Raw genomic sequence first — 17722 nt, forward strand, 5'->3', positions numbered from 1 at the left:
CACTCTCTCTCGTAATGTCGCCGGAAATCCAGACAATTCGCGCATTACCCCCCAACGATCCAACGCGCCCAACCCTCTGGCGTTCCGCGAAAGACGTTGATGTCGACTTCACCTTCAATACCCGGCACCAATCCGGTGCCGGTATACTGCCAGAATGTCCAACTGGCACCGGGATAGACCTGACTTGGGTGCCCTGAGACCGAACGCAACCACATCTGCGTCCCACCTAGCCGCCCAATCCCGGTATCGCGATAAAAATCGACGGTCGTGTAGACAATTGGTCGTCGCCCATAATGCGCCTCAATAATGTTCAGAAATCTGCGCGCCTCGCTCAGTACTTCGCGGCTATTTGGTCGGCGCTGACAGGTGCGCGAACGCGGGTTCCATTCCATGTCCAGAACATGTGGAAGCGTGCTTCCGCGCGGAACATTCTTGATAAACCAGCGCGCCTGCTCCTCGGGGCTGCGACAAAAATAATAGTAGTGATACGCACCCCACGGCACACCTGCAGCTTGTGCGCCGCGACGGTGCAGATCAAATTTCGGGTCGGCCACATCCCCACCCTCGGTTGCCTTGATAAACGCAAAACTCACACCGCTGCGTCGCGCTATATTCCAGTCAATCGCGCCCTGCCAGCGAGACACGTCAATTCCATGGATCGGATAGCTACCCGGTGCGCGGCCTGCCCATTCATGCGGATCAGCATCGCCAAACTTGGGATAGGTCAAAAACTGTGAAATCGGTTGCGCGACCGGCTGGACTGGCTCGGTATACTTGTGTGGCGCCACTTGCGGCGCTTGCCGACCGCATGCCGACACCAACAATACAACCGCGCAAAGCAGATAGAATAAACGCATTAATAACTCTCTCAAAATCCCTAGCCGACCACGCAGCTTGCGCCAAGTACAGCGCGTCACTAACTGATTTGGCAACCGCCTTGCAAAAATGTCGAAATTCTTTGGCTCGGTCCAATGACTTTCCGGCGATTTTACGCCATATGCAGGCATCACACCTGCGCAAACTGCACCACCACAATGTCGCTTGCCACAAACCGCCATAACGACTATACCCCGCGCGTCTGGCAACTCTTACCCGAGTCGCATGGACCGCTTTTGTTTTGCGCATGTCCTTCCATGCATCCCTCAAGGCATCAGCACAGCAAAGAAACGACGGCTTACCTCCCGCGGGCGCACCAGCGGACCCGATGAAGACACGGAGCTCTTGGACGACAGTAACCTTCGTGGAAAAACCACGAGCAGATTAGGAGATGGTCAAATGGACCTGATCGCACAAATCGAGGCGGAACAGATTTCCGCTCTGGGGAAAGACATTCCCGACTTCAAAGCTGGCGACACAGTTCGCGTCGGCTTCAAAGTGACCGAAGGTTCGCGCACACGTGTGCAGAACTACGAAGGTGTTTGCATCAGCCGTAAAAACGGTTCGGGCATTGCCGGTTCGTTCACCGTTCGCAAGATTTCGTTTGGCGAAGGCGTGGAACGTGTATTCCCACTCTTTTCGACCAACATCGACAGCATCACTGTTGTGCGTCGTGGCCGTGTTCGTCGCGCCAAGCTGTACTACCTGCGTTCGCGTCGCGGCAAATCCGCACGTATCGCCGAAGACAGCACCTACAAGCTCAAGAAAGCGTAAGGGTCGGATTCATGAAAAAAGATACTCATCCCGAATACCACTTCATCGACGTCAAGATGACCGATGGCACCATCCTCAAGATGCGCTCCACTTGGGGCAAAGAAGGCGACACTCTGGCACTTGACGTGGACCCAACCGTGCACCCAGCATGGAATGGCGGAACCACTCGCCTGATGGATGCCGGTGGTCGCGTTTCCAAGTTCAAAAAGAAATACGAAGGTCTCGGCTTCTAAGTTTAGAACCCTTCAGATGCAGAAAAAGAAACGCCACTTCCTTCGAGGAAGTGGCGTTTCTTTGTTTGCGTGGTCAAAGGAAAAACGCGTGCGCTGTCACAACGCGCTCAATAGTTGAACCGAATTCCCAAACCCACTCCCTTTTCAAAACTCCGGTCTCCACCGATACCAACCAGGAAGTCGCCGTAAATCGCCAGCGAAGATGAGATATTTTTTCCGATCTGCAATTCAGCCGACACAGGCCAGGCCTCACCTTCCCAGTCGTAAGGCAATTTAAGGTCAGCTTTTGCCCAATACCCCTCGGCGAACGGCTGCAATGCAATCAAACGCATTGCTGTTTGGTTCACATCAGTGGACCCGTTGTACGAGGTAAAATGTTGGACCAATGGAATAAGCGTTAGCCCGGTTTTGGAATTGGCAAATGCGACGCCTGCCAAAGGCGCCAATTGATCCGATCCAGTACCAGTGCCATCTGTTGGATTCCCAAAGTCCAGGATCCACTCCAGACCAATCGCAGTTTTAATTCCCCAGGTTTCATTCAGCTGTTTCTGCGAAGGGAAATAGATACCCTTGAGATTCAATTTTTGAAATGCGTTCTGCCTGCTGCCGGAAACATCTGTGGAAATGTAATGCGCTTCGTATTTTAGTTTCAGATCTGGGTTCAACATGACCGCTCCGTCGATGAACGCATCGCTACTGCTAGTGTTGGAACCCAGATCGATGTATTGATAGCGAATGTCAGTATTGCTCACCGCAGCCAATGGATTTGAGGCATTCCCATCCGCTTGAGCTGTTATCGCAAAAGAACAGGCAACCATTGCTGAAACACATCCGTATGCAAAATTGGTTTTGAACATTTCTTACCTATGTTTGCCGTTAGCAGACGCTATAGTGTTCTGCCGAAACAATCCTTTCGCAGCTTGGCACAAAAAACTTCGACTACAAATAAATATTCGGCGCCACCGCGAACCTCAGATTCGGGCTGTTACAGACTGCGTTTGATCGTGGCCGCGCCTTGTCCGAAACAGAATGACGATCATAATCGCGACGTTCATTAAGTTCCACGCAACCCCGTTCAGGAACGCCCAGTCATACGAACCACTCACGTCATAGATCACACCCGAAATCCACCCACCCAGCGCCATACCCATAATGGTCGCCATCAGCACAAACCCCACGCGACGCCCAGCTTCGCGGGCAGGCATATACTCTCTTACAACCAGCGCATAAGCGGGAACAATTCCGCCTTGGCTCAACCCGAACACCAGGCTTACAAGGTATAGAGGTGCCAACCCGTCAAACGGTAGGAACAGAAACAACGCCAGACATTGAAGCGCCGACCCGATCAAGAGCGTTACCACGCCGCCCAGCCGGTCGGCCACCATCCCCGACACCAGCCGCGACACAACTCCGCCCAGCAGCATCAGCGAAAGCATCTCTGCCCCTACGGCTGGCCCGTATCCAAGGTCTACGCAGAACGACACGATATGCACCTGCGGCATCGACATCGCCACGCAACAGCCGATCCCGGCAATCCCCAACATCCATTGCAGCACTACCGGGCGAAACGGCGCTTTGCCGTGGCGCGCCTGCGTCGTCATATCTTGCGCCGCCAACGTCTCCATCGGAACTCGTCGGCGCAGCAACAGCGACAACGGTACCATAACCGCCAACGAGATGACCGGCAGCACCAAAAACACAGCGCGCCAGCCGTAGCCGCTCAAAACGCCACTCAACAAAATTGGCCAGATTGCACCCGAGAGGTAATTCCCGCTCGCCGTGATAGCCACGGCAATGCCACGCCGCTTCTGAAACCAAAGCGAGATATCCGCGATCAGCGGCCCAAAACTCGCCGCCGTGCCAAATCCCAGAAACAAATGCGCCAGCGTCAACAAAGCCACCGACCCGCTCAGCGCCGCTGCCCCGAAACTTAGCGCGATCAAAACCGCCGCGCCGATCAACGATACCGTGATCCCCCAGCGATCCACCGCCCGACCAATTGCAAAGTTTCCCGTGGCAAAACCAACCATGGTCAGCGTATAGGGCAACGCCGCATCCGCGCGATCAATGCCAAATTCGGCCTGAACGGCGGGCATTACAACGATTACCGCCCACATGCCGACATTCCCCACCAGTGCAATCGCCAGCGTGATCCCAAGCCGTATCCAGCTATAACGGCTGTCGGTAATATCGTGATCTATCATCCCGCGACGCTAGGGCTGATGCATAAACTTCACAAGTAAAGAATACCCGCTCCTCCGATGACGCGCGCCCGGACGGATGCGCAGCCCTAGTGTCCCAAAGCCTGCCCCAGGTCGGCAATCAGATCACCGCTATTCTCAGTTCCTATGGCCAGCCTTAACAAGTTCTCCGGAATGCCTGTGTGCGGCTCAATGGTGTGGCGATGCTCTACCAAACTCTCAACCCCACCCAAACTCGTCGCCCGATGAAAAAGCCCAAGCCGCCCCGCGACACACAACGCCTCTTCCCGGCCGCCTTTGACCAAAACTGACATCAAAAATCCGTACCCGCCCGACATCTGTCGCGTCGCCAACGCATGGCCGTGATGCGACGACAACCCCGGATACCAAACCGCTTCCACACGTGGATGATCTTGCAGATACGCCGCAATCGCCATCGCGTTCTGGCACATCCGCTCTACCCGAAGTGGCAAGGTACGCATACCGCGCAACAACAACCATGCCTCAAACGGTCCCATCACTGCCCCCGCGCTCGCGCGATCATTTGCAATCTCGTTCCAGAACGGTGCAAGTTTGCGGGTGATCAGCACACCGCCCAACACATCCGAATGCCCGTTGATCACCTTGGTTGTCGAATGCATAACCACATCCGCCCCCAACGCCAATGGCTGCGCCAAAACCGGCGAGGCTGCGGTGCTGTCCACCGCCAAAAGTGCGCCACACGTCTTGGCTGCCTCCGCCGCCGCCGCAATGTCCACGATTTTCAACCAAGGGTTTGACGGTGACTCCACCCAAACCAGATGCGCCGGAGCCCTTGCGCAGATGTCTCGCAATGCTGTCACATCGCTGGCATCAACTTCGTCCATCACGATCTGACGTCGCTCGCAAAACTCCCGTATCCACTTGGTCGTGCCCCAGTAAATCCCAGACTGCACCACAACGCGCCCACCCGTTGGCACCGTGCGAAACAGCGCGGCAATCGCTGCCATACCGGTCGGAAACAACAACGCCGCCGCCCCGCCTTCCAATTGGCATAGAACTTGTTCAGCCTGCCGTACGGCATCATTGTGATCGCGGGCATAGGTATTCTCGGGATTGAGCGGCATATACCCCGCATCCCGTGCAAAAGTGGTCGATGGCTGAATCGGTGGCACCACTCCCCCGCTTTGGGGGTCAATTCCACCTCCGGCTTGTGCCAGCAACGTCTCGGGGTGCATCTGCTTGGGATCCATGTCGCCGCTCCACTCTGAATGTCCCGCATATGTGGGATGGTTTCAGGTCCACTTGCAAGCCCCCTCGCCACGACCAGTTCAACCTGCTACGCAGCGCTCATGGCCCGCACGATCCTTTTCAACAAACCCTTCGATGTTCTGTCGCAATTCACTGATCGCGGCACCCAAGGTAGCCCACGTCAAACCTTGTCGAATTTCATCGACGTACCGGCAGTTTATCCGGCCGGGCGGCTTGATCGCGACAGCGAAGGGCTGATGGTCCTGACGGATGATGGCAAGCTGCAAGCGCGAATCTCAGATCCACGTCACAAGATGGCCAAAACCTACTGGGCCCAAGTCGAGGGCCTGCCCTCCGACGATGCGATTGCGCAGATGCGCAAAGGCCTCACTCTCAAGGACGGCCCGACCAAACCAGCCCAAGCGCGCCGTATTGATCCTCCCACATCTCTTTGGCCCCGCACCCCACCAGTCAGATTTCGCAAATCCGTCCCCGACTGTTGGATCGAACTCACGATCTGCGAAGGACGCAACCGTCAAGTGCGCCGCATGACCGCCGCAATCGGCCACCCCACACTGCGACTGATCCGCTACCGCATTGGCGACTGGACACTTGATGGCCTGTCATCTGGCCAATGGCGTGACACCTAGCCACGCCCCAGATCTCAGCGCATCCCACTGACCTATCCGCCACAAACGTCAATTTTCCTGTGGAAAAACACAACATATTGTGGACAGCACCGCAATCGCACCGTATCCCGGCAAAAAAACAAACGGGCAAGGGCGGCAACACATGGCACATATCATTGTGGTCGGCAACGAAAAGGGCGGCGCAGGTAAATCGACCTTGTCGATGCACATCGCCACCGCTTTGGTGCGTATGGGGCACCGCGTTGGCGGGCTTGACCTCGACCTGCGCCAAAAGACTTTTGGCCGCTACACCGAGAACCGCAAAGCCTTTCTGAAACAGGCTGATATTGAACTCCCTTCGCCCAGCTACATCGATTTGCCCGAGATTGACCCAGAGAGCCTCAAGACAGGCGAGAATATCTATGATCATCGCCTGTCCGCCGCCGTGGCCGCGCTTGAGCCAGGCAATGATTTCATCCTGATTGACTGCCCCGGCTCTCACACACGCCTTTCCCAAGTCGCCCATTCGCTTGCCGACACTCTCGTCACACCATTGAACGACAGCTTTGTGGATTTTGACCTGCTTGCAAAAATTGACGGCGACGGCGAAAAAATCCTAGGGCCGTCGGTCTATTCTGAAATGGTCTGGAACGCCCGTCAGTTGCGCGCGCAGGCGGGCCTCAAGCCCATCGACTGGATCGTCATGCGCAACCGCATGGGCGCTCAGCAGATGGTGAACAAAGAGAAGATGGGCAAGGCACTGGACCGCCTCGCCAAACGCATCGGATTCCGTGTCGCACCGGGCTTTAACGAACGAGTGGTCTTCCGCGAACTGTTCCCGCGCGGCCTGACCTTGCTCGATCTACGCGATATCGGCGTCAAACAGCTCAACATATCTAACATCGCCGCCCGTCAGGAACTGCGTGACTTGATCAAAGAGTTGAATCTGCCAGGCGTCTCAGTCGATTTCTAGGGCAGGTCGTGCGCGACAGCAGACGCCAGCTAGGGTTTGCCCGCATATAACGTAAACAGCTCCATGGGCTCAGCCACACCGCGCAGCATGTATCGCCCAAGCGACACCAAATCGTGCCGCCCGCGCGTTGCCGCATCCGCCACGGGCTTAGCCACGATCACGTCCCGCCCAAGGCTCCCATGCATCCCCGATAGCCGCGCAGTGTGGTTTACCGAGGGCCCAATTGCTGTGAAATCCAACCGGCTGTCCGCACCGATGTTGCCATACAGCAACCGCCCTGCATTCAGCGCGTAGTTGAACTCGCTCACAGGCAGCCCAGCTTCGACACGCGCCACATTGCGCAACTGGATTGCCTGTCGCAGCTCTGCCACACAATCCAGCGCCGCATCAGCCTCGTCGTGCGCTTTGGGTGTGTCAAACATGAGCAGTATGCCATCCCCCATGAACTTGAGGATATGCCCACCGCGTTCATGTATCGCGCGCGCCGCGATCTCAAAATAGTCGTTCAGCATGTCGATCATAACCTGCGGATCCAGCCGCTCTGACATGCTGGTAAACCCGCTGAGATCAAAAAACCCGATCACCGCGTCGATCTCTTGCAATGACCCACGCTGCAACTCGCCCGAAAACACCCGGTCCCCGGCATCCGCCCCCAGATAGACCGACAAAAGCTCCTGCCCAACCTGCCGGTTTGAGGCTGATTTCAACGCCAACCCCAGATGGGGCTGCGCCGCCCGGAGCATCTCAAGCTGCGCCTCTGAAAACCCCTCCGGCGCATCACTTGTCCACGAGATCATGAACCCTTCTGGCAGGAAATTTGGATCAACCGGCAGAGAAAGCTCGGTATCTTCCATCAGCAATGACGTGGCAAAATAGTCTTTGCCCCCCATCTCGTGCAACTCCTGGAATAATTCGAACTTGGCGCGCGACTGTGGATTTCGCAGGTCTTCACGCAACTCTTCCTGCCCCGAAACCAGCATCGTGACCAAGGGGCTTTGCTGCCAAGCTTCCGTTGGAACCTGAGAATACTCGTAACGATGACGGGTAATAGATTCGCCCTTGACCCAATCAAAGCCAACACCGCCATAGCGCGGATGAAACGCACCCTGTGCGATGTGCAACCGCATCAATGGAATGCCCGAACTGACCAGCCGCGCACAATACCCCTCGATCAACGCCTCACGCGTCGACCCGCGCAACCCTGCTTCAACCAACCACGCTATCAGCGTTTCCCGGTCACTTTGCGACGCCATACCAATTAACCTTCAAAATCCAAGCCCACCGGCACCACTATGCCGCTACTTGTCCAAACCTGCCAGCACCCTTAGCATCCGCTTTAACTGCGCAACTTCGTCCTGGGTCAGACGCTCTGTCAGCTGAGCCTGATAGCGCTCCCCAATCTCTTGCAAATCTCGGTACGCCACCTTGCCCGAATGGGTCAGCGTTAGCCGCTCTTGCCGCCTGTCGTCTCCATCACGCTCACGCGTTACAAATCGCCGTTCCACGAGCTTTTGAACCGCACGGCTGACTTTGGTCTTGTGGATCCGAGCACGTGTAACGATCTCAGTCGCCGTCAACTCGCCATATATCCCAAGATGAAACAGCACGCGCCATTCTGTGCGCAACATGCCGTATCGCCCCTTATACACCTGCTGAAACGACAGGCTGCTCTCCTCTGCGGCCTGATTCAGCAGGTATGGTAGGAAATCCTGCAGCGAAAAATCATCTTTTTTGGTCATATGAGCCCTCCGAACGCTTGTTAGTTACAAAATCAACCATTACCAACGCAACCAAATTCCGTAACAGGAGCGCGCGACATGACAAAACATTCTGTTCCAACCCGTATGCAGATGGCCCCATCTCTGGAAGGCCCGCACGCCGGATACATGCCTGGCTTTGGCAACGACTATGAAACCGAGGCCTTGCCAGGTGCCTTGCCCCAAGGCATGAACTCCCCGCAGAAGTGCAATTATGGCCTCTACGGCGAACAGCTTTCAGGTACCGCCTTTACGGCCGAATCAGTCGAGAGGACTTGGTGCTATCGCATTCGCCCCTCGGTGAAGCACTCCCACCGCTACCAAAAGATCGACGTGCCCCATTGGAAATCCGCGCCGCATGTCGATCCTGATGTCACGTCGCTCGGCCAATACCGCTGGGATCCGGTGCCCCACAGCGACGCGCCTCTGACATGGGTCACGGGCATGCGCACCATGACCACTGCGGGTGATGTAAATACTCAGGTCGGCATGGCCTCTCACATCTATCTCGTGACCGACTCCATGGTGGACGAATATTTCTTTTCCGCCGATTCCGAACTGCTTGTTGTCCCGCAAGAGGGCATCCTGAGATTTTCGACCGAGCTGGGCATTATCGACTTGGAACCCAAGGAAATTGCCATCCTTCCACGCGGGCTGCTTTATCGCGTCGAAGTGCTCGAAGGGCCGGCGCGCGGCTTTGTCTGCGAGAATTATGGCCAGAAATTCGAACTGCCCGGTCGCGGTCCCATCGGGGCCAACTGCATGGCCAATCCTCGCGACTTCAAGGCCCCCGTCGCCGCCTTTGAGGACCGCGAAGTGCCCTCCACCGTCACCGTCAAATGGTGTGGACAGTTCCACAAGACTGAGATTGGCCAATCTCCGTTGGACGTGGTGGCATGGCACGGCAATTATGCACCGGTGAAGTATGACCTGCGCACATATTGCCCCGTCGGCGCAATCCTGTTTGATCACCCCGACCCGTCGATCTTCACCGTGCTCACTGCCCCCTCAGGCCAGCCTGGAACCGCAAACATCGACTTCGTGCTTTTCCGCGAACGCTGGATGGTGGCCGAAGACACGTTCCGCCCGCCTTGGTACCACAAAAACATCATGTCCGAGCTGATGGGCAACATCTATGGCCAGTATGATGCCAAGCCCCAGGGCTTCATCCCCGGCGGCATGTCGCTGCACAATATGATGCTACCACACGGCCCCGACAAAAATGCCTTTGAGGGCGCGTCCAACGCCAACCTCGGCCCGGACAAGCTCGACAACACCATGTCCTTTATGTTCGAAACCCGCTTCCCACAGCACCTCACCTCCTTTGCCGCAAACGAAGCGCCGTTACAGGACGACTACATCGACTGCTGGAGCGACATCGAAAAGAAGTTCGACGGCACACCAGGTAAGAAATAAGCTGCCTTGAACTATCCTTGTCACCGGGGCGCTCATACCCCCGGCCACCGCAGAACCAACACTTCGGAGACACCATGCCTCTACTGAAATCCTGGGTCACGTCGGCCAACGATGCGAGCCATCCCTTCCCCCTCAATAACCTGCCTTACGGCGTCTTCTCAACGGTCGGCACCGAGGAACGCTGCGGCGTGGCCATTGGCGACATGATCCTCGACATAGCCGCCGCGGAGGAGGCCGGTCTCATCACTCTCGCCGAAGACCCTGTCTTTGATGTTCCCTATTGGAACGACGTCATGGACCTCGGCCCCGATGCTTGGGAGGCTCTGCGTGCGCGCCTCACTTCCTTGCTGTCCGACGACAGCGACGAAAAACCCGCCACCGAGCCGCACCTCGTCCCCATGGCCGACGCCACACTGCACATGCCGCTCGTGGTCAGCGAATATACCGACTTCTATGCCGGTCGCCATCACGCCACCAATGTCGGCACCATGTTCCGTGGCGCGGAAAATGCGCTGCCCCCTAACTGGCTGCACATCCCCATTGGCTATAACGGTCGCGCCTCTTCTGTTGTGCTCTCTGGCACCGACATCCGCCGCCCATGGGGTCAACTCAAGTCCCCAGATCACGACGTACCGGCCTTCCTGCCCTGTCGCCGCTTTGACATCGAACTGGAAATGGGCGCGATCGTTGGCACTGCCTCTGATGGTCCGATCTCGGTGCAAGAAGCTGACGACAACATCTTTGGCTACGTGCTTCTGAACGACTGGTCGGCGCGCGATATTCAAGCGTGGGAGTATCAGCCCCTCGGCCCATTTCAGGCCAAGGCAACCGCAACATCGATTTCCCCTTGGATCGTGACAAAGGCCGCGCTGGAACCCTTCCGCACAGAAACACCAGCTCGTGAATTCGATTTACTTGACCACCTCAAAGATGTCGGCCCGATGCTCTACGACATAAATCTGGCCGTCACCATGGCTCCCGATGGCAAAGACGCAACAACCATTGCGCGCACCAACTACGACCAAATGTACTATTCTGCCGCCCAGCAGCTCGCCCACCATTCCACCTCTGGCTGCCCAATGAATGTCGGCGACCTACTGGGCTCTGGCACCATTTCCGGCCCCTCTAAACCCGAACGCGGCTCGTTGCTCGAACTCAGCTGGGGCGGCAAAGAGCCCTTCACGCTGGACACCGGCGAGGAACGCACCTTTATCGAAGACGGCGACACGCTCACCCTCACCGGGGCCGCACACGGTGACGGCTATACCATCGGCTTTGGCGACTGCACGGGCACGGTTCTGCCCGCCCTAACTGACCCATACGCCCGTTAACTTTTTATTGTTCCCAAATTCACCCGGCAGAGGCACCTCGAACGCGCCACCAGTGGACCACCAAAAGGAAATACAAAATGGCCAAAGCATTCGCATCCCAAGGGGACATGATCGAAAAGAAAATCACCTTTGATGAAATCGGCAATGGTCTCTATGCCTTCACCGCCGAAGGTGATCCAAACTCGGGTGTCATCATCGGTGACGACAGCGTCATGATCGTCGAGGCACAGGCCACCCCCCGCCTCGCTCAAAAAGTCATCGACTGCGTGCGCTCTGTGACCGACAAACCGATCACCCATGTGGTGCTGACCCACTACCACGCCGTGCGTGTGCTGGGGGCTTCCGCCTTCAACGCACAGCAGGTGATTATGTCCAGCGCCGCCTATAACATGGTGCTCGAACGCGGTCAGGAAGACTGGGACAGCGAATTCCAGCGCTTCCCGCGCCTGTTCGAAGGACATGAAAGCATCCCAGGCCTCACCATGCCAACCACAACATTCAGCGATCAAATGACTGTCTTTCTTGGCAACCGCCGCGTCGACATCAAACAGATTGGACGCGCCCACACCGCTGGTGACGCCGTCATTCACGTGCCCGATCAGAACGTCATGTTCACCGGCGACATCGTTGAATACCACTCGGCCTGCTATTGCGGCGATGGGCACTTCGCCGATTGGGGCAACACACTCGACGCGATTAAGGCATACGATGTCGACGCCATCGCGCCGGGGCGCGGCGATGCGCTCGTGGGCAAAGAGATGGTAAACGCCGCCATCGAAAACACTCGGGACTTTGTCGAGAGTACCTACCGCCCTGCCGCCCGCGTCGCTGCCCGCAATGGGACGCTCAAAGAAACATGGGACGCAGTACGCGCCGAATGCGACCCCAAGTTCGCTGACTACGCGATCTACGAACACTGTCTGCCCTTCAACGTCGCGCGCGCCTATGACGAGGCACGCGGCATCGCCCACCCAAGGATTTGGACTGACAAGCGCGATCTGGAAATGTGGGCGCAATTGCAAGGCTGACTCAACTGTTCCTCCTTCCATTCCGGGCTTTCCCTGCGAAGACGCCCAATCCGGCAAAGGAGCACGCCCCGAAAAGTCGCAACTTGATCCAGATCGTGTCGCGAAGACGGGAGCCATGAGACACTGATACGACCGCCCCAGCGTCCGCGCCGGGGCTTGGATATGCTTTGCCCGCATCTGGGCACCTACGGGAGGAAGACCATGAACAAAATCTTTGAAACCCCCCTCTATCCCTACACGCGCAGCCCTGATCAGGACGCCGCTACACCAGTCCGCCGCAAGGTGGTGATCATCGGCGCTGGCCCCGTTGGCCTCGCCGCAGCCATCGACCTCGCCCAACAGGGCATCGAGGCCGTCATTCTTGATGAAAACGACAAGGTCAGCTTCGGCAGCCGCGCCATCTGTTTTGCTAAACGCCCCCTCGAAATCCTCGACCGGCTAGGCTGCGGCGATCCGTTTGTCGACAAAGGCGTGCAATGGAACGTCGGCAAAGTTTTCTTTGACGACCGCCAGGTGTATGACTTCAATCTACTTCCCGAAGATGGCCACAAACGCCCCGCCTTTATCAATCTTCAGCAATATTACTTCGAAGAATACCTCGTCCGTCGCGTGTTCGAGCTTCAGGCCGAAGGTGCCCCCATTGAAATCCGGGGCCGCAACAAAGTCGAGGCTATCGGTACCCACCCCGATCACGTTGCGCTAGAGGTCGACACTCCCGAAGGCGCCTACACGCTGGAAGCGGACTGGCTCATCGCTTGTGACGGCGCAAACTCTCCAACTCGTCGCATGTTAGGGCTCGACTTCGTGGGACGAGTGTTCGAAGACAATTTCCTTATCGCTGATGTGATCATGGAAGCCGACTTCCCCACAGAACGTTGGTTCTGGTTCGACCCGCCCTTCAACAAAGGGCAATCCGCTCTCTTGCACAAACAGCCCGACAATGTCTGGCGCATTGATTTGCAACTGGGTTGGGACATCGACAAGGAACGCGAAAAACGCCCTGAAAATGTCATTCCCCGCCTCAGAGAGATGCTCGGCAACGAGGTCGAATTTGAGCTCGAATGGGTGTCGATCTACACGTTCCAATGCCGCCGCATGGAAGATTTCCGTCATGGTCGCGTCCTGTTCGCAGGCGACGCTGCTCATCAGGTCTCTCCCTTTGGTGCACGTGGCGCCAACTCCGGGCTGCAGGACACCGATAACCTCGCATGGAAACTCAAACTGGTTCTTGACGGCACCGCCCCCGAAACCCTGCTTGACAGCTATAACCAAGAGCGCATCTATGGCGCGGATGAAAACATTCTGAATTCGTCTCGGTCTACAGATTTCATTACGCCCAAATCGGAAATGTCGCGCACCCTGCGCGACGCTGTACTTGACCTGTCGGAGCATTACGAGTTTGCGCGTCCATTGGTGAATTCTGGCCGCCTTTCTGTGCCGTGCACTTACGACGGTTCCTCGCTCAACTCGGCAGACGCGCTCGATGGTCCCGAACGCACACGTCCCGGCTCATCCTGCCCGGATGCGACACTGGGTGATGGCTATCTGCTCGATCAACTGGGTGACAGGTTTGTCCTTCTTACAATCGATGCGGACGCCCCCGACAGCTTCAACGAAGACGGAATTGAAGTCACCCGCCTTGCCCTTTCGGTCAAGGACGATCCCACCCTCGACCTCAAACGACGCTACCTAGGTGAGGCCGACGGCGCCGTCTATCTGATCCGCCCGGATCAGCACGTCGCCGCCCGCCGTCCTGCTTTTGACGAACACCACTTCCGCGCAGCCCTGCGCCGCGCAACGGGCAAGGAGTAACACTATGAACGATACGCTAACCCTCACCCCGAATATCACCGACGCCGATGATTTTTATGCTGACCTGCTCACCGCCCATGAAGGCCTGAACAAAGCAGAAAGTGACGCGTTCAACGCCCGTCTCGTGCTGGTACTCGCAAACCACATCGGTACGCGCGCCGTGCTGTCGCAGGCCCTCGCGGCTGCTGCCATGAAACCGGAGTAACCATAATGAAAATCGAACAAATTCACCACGTCGCCTACCGCTGCAAGGACGCTAAAGAGACCGTCGAGTGGTATGGCAAGATGCTCAACATGGATTTCATCCTCGCCATCGCCGAAGATCACGTTCCATCTACTCACGAACCCGATCCCTACATGCATCTCTTCTTAGATGCCGGGAATGGCAATGTTCTGGCCTTCTTTGAATTGCCAACCAAACCGGAAATGGGACGCGACCCCAATACACCAATCTGGGTTCAGCACATCGCGTTCAAAGTCAAAGACCGCGAACAATTGATCGCATTCAAAGAACATTTGGAGACCAACGGCGTCGAAGTGCTCGGTGTTACTGATCACTCCATTTTCCACTCCATCTATTTCTTTGACCCCAATGGTCACCGCATCGAGTTGGCCTGCCCAGATCCCAAGGAAGAGGCGCTGCTCAAGCGCATGGACGCGGTCAAATGGGACATGCTCAATGAATGGTCCGTGACCAAAAAGGCACCTCAACACGCCGCTTGGCTGCATGCCAAGGAATTACAAAAGGACGCCTGACCAAAATGGCAAGAGCGCACCTCTCACTGCGTTCTTAACACAGCAACTAAAATGCGCTACCCTTGGCAGACCTGGCCCTATTGGGCCGGGCTACAACAAGGCATGCCAAATGACCAAAACCACTTTGTTTGACTACTGGCGTTCATCAGCCAGCTACCGCGTGCGCATCGCGCTCAACCTAGCAGGGATCGATTATCAGTCTGTTTCCGTCGATCTGGTGACGGGTGATCAGTGTTCCAATGAGCACCTGTCTCGCAATCCGCAAGGTTTTGTTCCCGTATTAGATATCGACGGACACCGCTTTACGCAATCTCTTGCCATACTCGATTACCTCAATGAAACGCGTTCTCTCGGGCTCCTTCCCACCGATCCGGCCCAAGCTGCAAAGGTACGCGCTCTGGCCCATTCGGTTGCAGTCGACGTTCACCCGGTATGTAATCTCAAGGTGGTCGCGCACGTCGCTTCGCTCATGCCCGGCTCAGAAACGGCGCGCCCGGATTGGATGATACATTTCATTACACCGGGTCTTGCCGCATTTGAAATGATGCTAAACGACTTCGGCCAAGCCCCATTTTGTGCCGGCGATGAACCGGGCCTTGCCGACATCTGTCTCATGCCACAGCTCTACAATGCACGTAGGTGGAATGCTGATTTTTCAGAATGTGTAAAAATTCAGGCGATCGAGGCTGCCTGCGCAGACCACCCTGCGTTCGCCGCCGCGCACCCGGATCAGGTCAAACCACAGTGATGATTATATTTCGAGCTCGTGCAATTCGCCCAACAACCGTAAAAGAGTGTTGAACCGGTCTTCACCCAGCTCATCGCGCAGCTGCTGCGCATGGCGCTGGCTTTCTGAAATGTTTTCAGCAATCAGCGCATGTCCAGCCTGTGTCACAGTGATCACCTGACGGCGACGATCTGCGTCGTCTTTTGACCGCGTGACCAGCCCCTTTTCTTCCAGCTTCTGCAATATGCGCGTCAGGCTGGGCAATAATAACACTGCTCGTTCCGCGATTGTGGTCGGGTCCAATGGACCCTCTTCCATCAACACACGCAACACACGCCATTGTTGTTCGGTGACACCCGCATTGGCCAGCATTGACCGTATCGGTCCCATCACCTTTTCTCTCGCGCGTAGCAAGGCAATAGGCAAAGATTGAGAAGTGGCCGGAATAGTCGTGTCGCGTGTCATGTGGTCTTCATGCACAAGACACCACAAAAAGGCAAATTCATTATCTTGTAAATCAGCCTTGATTAACTTAACCTGTTAATGAACATGGAGATTTGAACATGGATTGGCAAGACTTTGCCCGCTGGGGCGCGCGGATCGCTGACTGGGGTCGCACATATCACGAGACCATTCGCGCACGCCCCGTTCGCGCGCAAACCGCACCGGGCGAAATTATCAATGCGCTTCCCGTCGCCCCACCAACTGTTGGCACCGACATGGAAGCAGTTTTTGCCGATTTTGAAACCACGGTCATGCCTGGCATAACCCACTGGCAACATCCGCGCTTCTTTGCCTATTTCCCGTCCAACGCCACGCCACCTTCAATGTTGGCGGAGTTTCTTGCGACGGTAATCGCGCCACAATGCATGCTCTGGCAGACCTCTCCAGCTGCCACAGAAATGGAAACCCGCATGATCGACTGGTTACGCCAATCGATAGGGCTGAACGACACATTTTCAGGCGTCATTCAGGACAGCGCTTCGTCTGCCACCCTCGCGGCCACACTGACCATGCGCGAAAAGGCGCTGGACTGGCAGGGCAATCAACAGGGCCTGTCTCAACTGGCAACACTGCGGATTTACTGCTCGAACGAAGTACACACCTCAGTAGATCGCGCCATCTGGGTCGCCGGTATCGGTCAAGACAACCTCGTGCGCATTCCCACACAAGGTGCCACCCGCGCCATGGACCCAGCCTCTCTTGACGCAGCCATTGCCGCCGATATCGCCGCGGGCCTTAAACCTGCCGGCATCATCGCTTGCACTGGCGGCACCGGTACAGGTGCATGCGATGACATCAACGCTGTCTGCGACGTGGCCGCAAAACACGACCTTTACGTACATGTCGATGCTGCTTGGGCAGGTGCTGCCATGATCTGCCCGGAATACCGCGACCTGTGGACCGGCATCGACCGCGCCGACTCGATTGTCTTTAACCCGCATAAATGGCTCGGGGTTCAGTTCGACTGCTCTGCGCATTTTGTCAAAAACCCCGACGATCTGGTGCGAACGCTTGCCATCAAACCAGAATTCCTCAAGACCCACGGACAAGACGGCATCATAAACTATTCCGAATGGTCCGTGCCCCTTGGTCGCCGGTTTCGCGCCCTCAAAATCTGGTTTGTCCTGCGGATCTACGGCCTTGAGGGCCTGCAACGGATGATCCGAAACCACGTCACATGGTCACATGAGCTGTGCGAACGCATCCGCACCACGCCTGATTTCGAGATTATCACCGAACCCGTACTGTCGCTGTTCACCTTCCGCTATGCCCCGGCTGGCCATGGCGACCTCGACAAGCTCAATCAATCGCTCGTCGACCGGATTAACGATGACGGGCGCATCTACCTCACGCAAACCCGCGTCAACGGCGACCTGGTGATCCGTTTCACCGCGGGACAGGTCAGCGCCACCCGCGAGGACGTTCTCCTGACGCTGGACGTACTCAAGCAACTGACCGGCGATCTACGCTAACAG

Annotated in this window: 19 protein-coding genes; 12 read left to right on the top strand and 7 right to left on the bottom strand. The window is 56.6% G+C overall.

Translation table 11 applies throughout. From position 1 onward, the window contains the following. Nucleotides 1-44 precede the first annotated feature (44 nt). Nucleotides 45-857 (bottom strand): glycoside hydrolase family 25 protein, encoded by an 813-nt coding sequence (locus CLV88_RS03595; protein WP_106606962.1) that lies wholly within the window; start codon nt 855-857, stop codon nt 45-47. Between the two features lie 418 nt (nt 858-1275). On the opposite strand from CLV88_RS03595, the gene rplS reads away from it, so the two are divergent. Then, nucleotides 1276-1650: a 50S ribosomal protein L19 gene (rplS, locus tag CLV88_RS03600; protein ID WP_106606963.1), complete on the top strand. Its 375-nt coding sequence runs from the start codon at nt 1276-1278 to the stop codon at nt 1648-1650. Nucleotides 1651-1661: 11 nt separating this feature from the next. Next, a complete protein-coding gene (gene rpmE, locus CLV88_RS03605) occupies nt 1662-1883 on the top strand; it encodes a 50S ribosomal protein L31 (RefSeq protein ID WP_106606964.1) in 222 nt (73 codons plus the stop codon). 107 nt (nt 1884-1990) lie between these two features. Here rpmE and CLV88_RS03610 read toward each other — a convergent pair whose 3' ends face one another. From CLV88_RS03610 to CLV88_RS03620, 3 genes are all read right to left on the bottom strand, one after another. After that, complete coding sequence (locus CLV88_RS03610) at nt 1991-2740, bottom strand: hypothetical protein (RefSeq protein WP_106606965.1); 750 nt, start codon at nt 2738-2740, stop codon at nt 1991-1993. A gap of 114 nt (nt 2741-2854) precedes the next feature. Continuing rightward, entirely contained in the window at nt 2855-4087 is a 1233-nt protein-coding gene (locus tag CLV88_RS03615) for an MFS transporter (protein ID WP_106606966.1), read from the bottom strand. An 86-nt stretch (nt 4088-4173) separates the two neighbouring features. Then, a complete protein-coding gene (locus CLV88_RS03620; RefSeq protein ID WP_106606967.1) occupies nt 4174-5316 on the bottom strand; it encodes a trans-sulfuration enzyme family protein in 1143 nt (380 codons plus the stop codon). Nucleotides 5317-5415: 99 nt separating this feature from the next. Between CLV88_RS03620 and CLV88_RS03625 the strand changes: the two genes are divergently transcribed. Further along, nucleotides 5416-5964 carry a pseudouridine synthase gene (locus CLV88_RS03625; RefSeq protein ID WP_106606968.1) on the top strand — a complete coding sequence of 183 codons (549 nt, stop codon included), beginning with the start codon at nt 5416-5418 and terminating at the stop codon, nt 5962-5964. Between the two features lie 142 nt (nt 5965-6106). Beyond that, on the top strand, nt 6107-6916 hold the full coding sequence (locus tag CLV88_RS03630; protein WP_106607093.1) for a division plane positioning ATPase MipZ: 810 nt from the start codon (nt 6107-6109) through the stop codon (nt 6914-6916). 29 nt (nt 6917-6945) lie between these two features. Here the strand turns inward: CLV88_RS03630 and CLV88_RS03635 are convergent, their stop codons facing one another. Together CLV88_RS03635 and CLV88_RS03640 are read right to left on the bottom strand one after the other, a co-directional pair. Further along, entirely contained in the window at nt 6946-8169 is a 1224-nt protein-coding gene (locus tag CLV88_RS03635; protein ID WP_106606969.1) for an adenylate/guanylate cyclase domain-containing protein, read from the bottom strand. 45 nt (nt 8170-8214) lie between these two features. Continuing rightward, entirely contained in the window at nt 8215-8655 is a 441-nt protein-coding gene (locus CLV88_RS03640; protein WP_106606970.1) for a MarR family winged helix-turn-helix transcriptional regulator, read from the bottom strand. Nucleotides 8656-8733: 78 nt separating this feature from the next. Between CLV88_RS03640 and hmgA the strand changes: the two genes are divergently transcribed. The 7 genes from hmgA to maiA all read left to right on the top strand — a co-directional run bounded on the left by hmgA (nt 8734) and on the right by maiA (nt 15764). Next, complete coding sequence (hmgA, locus tag CLV88_RS03645) at nt 8734-10089, top strand: homogentisate 1,2-dioxygenase (RefSeq protein WP_106606971.1); 1356 nt, start codon at nt 8734-8736, stop codon at nt 10087-10089. Between the two features lie 74 nt (nt 10090-10163). Then, entirely contained in the window at nt 10164-11420 is a 1257-nt protein-coding gene (fahA, locus tag CLV88_RS03650) for a fumarylacetoacetase (RefSeq protein ID WP_106606972.1), read from the top strand. 77 nt (nt 11421-11497) lie between these two features. Further along, complete coding sequence (locus tag CLV88_RS03655; RefSeq protein ID WP_106606973.1) at nt 11498-12448, top strand: MBL fold metallo-hydrolase; 951 nt, start codon at nt 11498-11500, stop codon at nt 12446-12448. Nucleotides 12449-12649: 201 nt separating this feature from the next. Next, nucleotides 12650-14260 carry an FAD-dependent oxidoreductase gene (locus tag CLV88_RS03660; RefSeq protein WP_106606974.1) on the top strand — a complete coding sequence of 537 codons (1611 nt, stop codon included), beginning with the start codon at nt 12650-12652 and terminating at the stop codon, nt 14258-14260. 4 nt (nt 14261-14264) lie between these two features. Beyond that, the gene (locus tag CLV88_RS03665) at nt 14265-14465 is read left to right on the top strand and encodes a DUF2783 domain-containing protein (RefSeq protein ID WP_106606975.1); all 201 of its coding nucleotides are present in this window, start codon (nt 14265-14267) and stop codon (nt 14463-14465) included. Nucleotides 14466-14470: 5 nt separating this feature from the next. Then, nucleotides 14471-15016, top strand: coding sequence for a VOC family protein (locus CLV88_RS03670; RefSeq protein WP_106606976.1), 546 nt, complete (start codon nt 14471-14473; stop codon nt 15014-15016). A gap of 109 nt (nt 15017-15125) precedes the next feature. Then, a complete protein-coding gene (maiA, locus tag CLV88_RS03675) occupies nt 15126-15764 on the top strand; it encodes a maleylacetoacetate isomerase (RefSeq protein ID WP_106606977.1) in 639 nt (212 codons plus the stop codon). Between the two features lie 3 nt (nt 15765-15767). Here maiA and hpaR read toward each other — a convergent pair whose 3' ends face one another. After that, nucleotides 15768-16208, bottom strand: coding sequence for a homoprotocatechuate degradation operon regulator HpaR (hpaR, locus tag CLV88_RS03680; protein WP_106606978.1), 441 nt, complete (start codon nt 16206-16208; stop codon nt 15768-15770). A gap of 98 nt (nt 16209-16306) precedes the next feature. Here hpaR and CLV88_RS03685 point away from each other — a divergent pair, with 98 nt between their 5' ends. After that, complete coding sequence (locus CLV88_RS03685; protein WP_106606979.1) at nt 16307-17719, top strand: pyridoxal phosphate-dependent decarboxylase family protein; 1413 nt, start codon at nt 16307-16309, stop codon at nt 17717-17719. Nucleotides 17720-17722: the final 3 nt, after the last annotated feature.

This window comes from Shimia abyssi (genome assembly GCF_003014475.1).
Taxonomy (GTDB): Bacteria; Pseudomonadota; Alphaproteobacteria; order Rhodobacterales; family Rhodobacteraceae; genus Shimia; species Shimia abyssi.

Coding starts and splice junctions, on each gene's coding strand:
- CLV88_RS03595 (WP_106606962.1), bottom strand. CDS start 857: ATGCGTTTATTCTATCTGCTTTGCGCGGTTGTATTGTTGGTGTCGGCA.
- rplS (WP_106606963.1), top strand. CDS start 1,276: ATGGACCTGATCGCACAAATCGAGGCGGAACAGATTTCCGCTCTGGGG.
- rpmE (WP_106606964.1), top strand. CDS start 1,662: ATGAAAAAAGATACTCATCCCGAATACCACTTCATCGACGTCAAGATG.
- CLV88_RS03610 (WP_106606965.1), bottom strand. CDS start 2,740: ATGTTCAAAACCAATTTTGCATACGGATGTGTTTCAGCAATGGTTGCC.
- CLV88_RS03615 (WP_106606966.1), bottom strand. CDS start 4,087: ATGATAGATCACGATATTACCGACAGCCGTTATAGCTGGATACGGCTT.
- CLV88_RS03620 (WP_106606967.1), bottom strand. CDS start 5,316: ATGGATCCCAAGCAGATGCACCCCGAGACGTTGCTGGCACAAGCCGGA.
- CLV88_RS03625 (WP_106606968.1), top strand. CDS start 5,416: ATGGCCCGCACGATCCTTTTCAACAAACCCTTCGATGTTCTGTCGCAA.
- CLV88_RS03630 (WP_106607093.1), top strand. CDS start 6,107: ATGGCACATATCATTGTGGTCGGCAACGAAAAGGGCGGCGCAGGTAAA.
- CLV88_RS03635 (WP_106606969.1), bottom strand. CDS start 8,169: ATGGCGTCGCAAAGTGACCGGGAAACGCTGATAGCGTGGTTGGTTGAA.
- CLV88_RS03640 (WP_106606970.1), bottom strand. CDS start 8,655: ATGACCAAAAAAGATGATTTTTCGCTGCAGGATTTCCTACCATACCTG.
- hmgA (WP_106606971.1), top strand. CDS start 8,734: ATGACAAAACATTCTGTTCCAACCCGTATGCAGATGGCCCCATCTCTG.
- fahA (WP_106606972.1), top strand. CDS start 10,164: ATGCCTCTACTGAAATCCTGGGTCACGTCGGCCAACGATGCGAGCCAT.
- CLV88_RS03655 (WP_106606973.1), top strand. CDS start 11,498: ATGGCCAAAGCATTCGCATCCCAAGGGGACATGATCGAAAAGAAAATC.
- CLV88_RS03660 (WP_106606974.1), top strand. CDS start 12,650: ATGAACAAAATCTTTGAAACCCCCCTCTATCCCTACACGCGCAGCCCT.
- CLV88_RS03665 (WP_106606975.1), top strand. CDS start 14,265: ATGAACGATACGCTAACCCTCACCCCGAATATCACCGACGCCGATGAT.
- CLV88_RS03670 (WP_106606976.1), top strand. CDS start 14,471: ATGAAAATCGAACAAATTCACCACGTCGCCTACCGCTGCAAGGACGCT.
- maiA (WP_106606977.1), top strand. CDS start 15,126: ATGACCAAAACCACTTTGTTTGACTACTGGCGTTCATCAGCCAGCTAC.
- hpaR (WP_106606978.1), bottom strand. CDS start 16,208: ATGACACGCGACACGACTATTCCGGCCACTTCTCAATCTTTGCCTATT.
- CLV88_RS03685 (WP_106606979.1), top strand. CDS start 16,307: ATGGATTGGCAAGACTTTGCCCGCTGGGGCGCGCGGATCGCTGACTGG.